Origin of the sequence: Hyphomonas sp. (assembly GCF_046313735.1) — a bacterium.
In the GTDB taxonomy this organism is placed as follows: Bacteria; Pseudomonadota; Alphaproteobacteria; order Caulobacterales; family Hyphomonadaceae; genus Hyphomonas.
The window spans coordinates 1-2765 of sequence record NZ_JBKBXW010000093.1 but is presented as its reverse complement, the minus strand read 5'-3'; the positions used below and the strand labels follow the sequence as shown (position 1 = coordinate 2765).

The window sequence follows — 2765 nt, the reverse complement described above, 5'->3', positions numbered from 1 at the left end:
CATCGGCGCGGCTTCATCTGCCCGCAGAATATGGTGGTCATGCTCGTTGAGCGCATACATCACGCCGGGGCGGATCGCATGGCGCTCGCCGGTGGCAAGATCCTCGATCGAGCCTGTGCCTTCCATGCAGAAGACGCTTTCGAGATGGTTCTTGTAGTGCATCTCCAGCTCGGCGCCGGCATGGATCGTGGTGATGTGGAAGGAGAATCCCATAGCATCGTCTTTCAGCAGCAGGCGGACGGATGTCCAACCCTCGCTGTCGACGCGGCGCTCGGTCTGGGCTTCCTTGGCGAGATCTCTGACAATCATGAGTTCGCTCCCTTACGCGGCTGACTGGCTGCGGCGCGCCGAAACGGTGCGCACGGCAGTTTCCAGGATCTTGAGGCCGGCTTCGAGGTCGGCGTCGCGGATCGTCAACGGCGCGAGCACTTTGACGACTTCGTCATCGCTGCCGCTCGTCTCGATGATCAGGCCATTGTCGAAACAGTGGGCACATATTTCCGCAGCGATTTCACCGCTCTCCATCTCGATGCCGGACATCATGCCCCGGCCCTTGATGCGGTTTGCCAGGGGGCTCGCGTCTGCAATCTTCTTTAGGCGTGCACGGAGGATTCCCGATTTGCGGGCGACGTCCTTCTCGAACGCGTCATCGGCCCAGTAAAGGTCGAGCGCCTTGGCGGCGGTCACAAAGGCGTGGTTGTTGCCGCGGAACGTGCCGTTATGCTCGCCGGGCTTCCAGCGGTCATGTTCGGGACGGATCAGCGTCAGCGCCATCGGCAGACCCATGCCCGACAGCGACTTCGCGAGCGTCACGATGTCCGGCTGTATGCCGGCGCGCTCAAAGCTGAAGAAGCCGCCCGTGCGGCCGATACCGGCCTGGATGTCATCGATGATCAGCAGCGCGCCATGCTTGCGGGCAATCTGCTCGATCCGGCGCAGCCAGGCATTCGAGGCAACGTTGAGCCCGCCCTCGCCCTGTACCGTCTCGACCAGTATGGCCGCCGGCTTGTCGAGGCCTGAGGAGCTGTCCGACAGGCGCTGGTCAAGCTGGTCGGCGGTGTCCGTATCCGGACCGAAATAGCCGTCATATGCTTCATGGCTCACGCCGCTCAGCGGGATGCCCGCGCCGCCCCGCTTGCCGGAATTACCGGTCGTTGCCAGCGCGCCCAGCGTCATGCCGTGGAAACCATTGGTAAAGGCGATCACATTCGTCCGTCCCGTGACTTTGCGCGCGAGCTTCAGCGCCGCCTCGACGGCGTTCGCGCCGGTCGGCCCGGTGAACATCGTGCGGTAGTTCATGCCGCGCGGTTTCAGAATGCGCCTCTCGAAGGTCTCGAGGAAATGCGCCTTGGCGCGGGTGTGCATGTCGAGGCCGTGCGCCACGCCGTCCGCGGAGATGTATTCAATCAGCGCCTGTTTCAGTTCGGCCGGGTTATGGCCATAGTTCAGCGTCGAGCAGCCGGAAAGAAAGTCGAGATAGCGCGTACCGTCCTCGGCCACCATGTGGGATCCGCTGGCGGATTGGAAGACGCAGGGGAATGAACGGCAATAGCTGCGCACGCGCGATTCGCGGCGCTCAAAGATGTCGGTGGGTACGGAAGCATGTTCATAGGCCATTGCGGGCTCCTTGTTTGATGCTCTGATTTTTTGTTATGTGTACGGAGGGGTTCAGACGTTACCGGGCGGCGCTCGGAAAGGCCCGATGGTGACGAGAAACTCGGACGGGTGCCGGCCTGCCAGATGCCGGTCGCGGTCAAACCAGGGCGCATCGCGGAGCGGGGCGCCGAGCCATCGCGCCAGGCCGCGGAACAGGCCCCAGGAAGCGTCATTCTCACGGGTGATGGAGGTTTCCATCTGGCGCACTTTGGCCTGCTCCGGCCGCGCCAGGATGTCCGCCAGCATAAGTTTTGCGAGGCCCAGGCCGCGCGCATCCGGATGGACGGCGACCTGCCAGAGGAAGAACGTATCGTCCCGGCCGGGCGGCAGGTGACCGGAAATCCACCCCACGACGCGGCCATTGATCCGGGCAACCGCGCAGGTGCGCGCGAAATGCGTACACTGGATCAGGTTGGCATACAGGGAGTTGGTGTCGAGGGGCGGACAGGCGGCAATCAGGGCATGGACCTCGGCCGCATCTTCTGCGCCGGGGGGCGCGATGCGGATGGGGGCCAGCGCCGCCGCCTTACTTCGTTCGGGGACAGGCTCGGCCGTGTTCTGGGTGATGGTGTCACCAGGCATGGTTTCGCTCACTTTGCTAATGCTTAGGCCGTCAAATTATGTTTCGACCCCTAATGTCAACCCCTAGCGGCGATTCACCTGCCCAAATATGAGGCAGTTTAGGCCTCTACACCCCGAGGAACAGACATCTAATTAGATAATCTAATTATTTGTTCTTAAATGGAGTTGACATAGGATTTGGCCCATGAACCCGTCCGCTGCTCCCCGTGACTCCGTCCCCGCCCACGCCTCCGAACAGGCGCTGATTGCACTCCGGCGCATCCTGAAGGCCGTGGACAGCCATTCGCGCACGCTGGCACGCGATACGAGCCTCACCCCGTCCCAGCTTGCCGTGCTGAAGGAACTTGCGGCCACGGGCGGCGCGCAGCCGGGCGACCTGGCGCGCAGCGCCGGGCTGAAACAGGCAACGATCTCGATATTGCTCGACCGGCTGCAGGCGCGCGGCCTCGTCCAGCGCGCCCGCGGCAATACCGACCGGCGCACGGTGTTCGTGCAGATCACGCCCGCTGGCCGCGAGACGCTCAGCG

Annotated in this window: 4 protein-coding genes; 1 reads left to right on the top strand and 3 read right to left on the bottom strand. The window is 63.3% G+C overall.

Translation table 11 applies throughout. The annotated features are described in order from the left end of the window. The 3 genes from ACK4SV_RS16655 to ectA all read right to left on the bottom strand — a co-directional run. Positions 1 to 309, bottom strand: a 309-nt coding sequence (locus ACK4SV_RS16655; protein ID WP_409918967.1) for an ectoine synthase, incomplete at its 3' end; no start/stop codon positions are given. A 12-nt stretch (positions 310 to 321) separates the two neighbouring features. Next, positions 322 to 1617 (bottom strand): diaminobutyrate--2-oxoglutarate transaminase, encoded by a 1296-nt coding sequence (ectB, locus tag ACK4SV_RS16650; protein WP_409918966.1) that lies wholly within the window; start codon positions 1615 to 1617, stop codon positions 322 to 324. A gap of 51 nt (positions 1618 to 1668) precedes the next feature. After that, positions 1669 to 2238, bottom strand: a complete 570-nt coding sequence (gene ectA, locus ACK4SV_RS16645) for a diaminobutyrate acetyltransferase (protein ID WP_409918965.1) — start codon at positions 2236 to 2238, stop codon at positions 1669 to 1671. Between the two features lie 184 nt (positions 2239 to 2422). Here ectA and ACK4SV_RS16640 point away from each other — a divergent pair. Further along, the coding region (locus ACK4SV_RS16640) for a MarR family winged helix-turn-helix transcriptional regulator (protein ID WP_409918964.1) at positions 2423 to 2765 on the top strand (343 nt) is incomplete at its 3' end.

What these genes read in the sequence shown, in the direction of transcription:
- ectA (WP_409918965.1), bottom strand. Translation starts at nt 2,238, where the DNA reads ATGCCTGGTGACACCATCACCCAGAACACGGCCGAGCCTGTCCCCGAA.
- ectB (WP_409918966.1), bottom strand. Translation starts at nt 1,617, where the DNA reads ATGGCCTATGAACATGCTTCCGTACCCACCGACATCTTTGAGCGCCGC.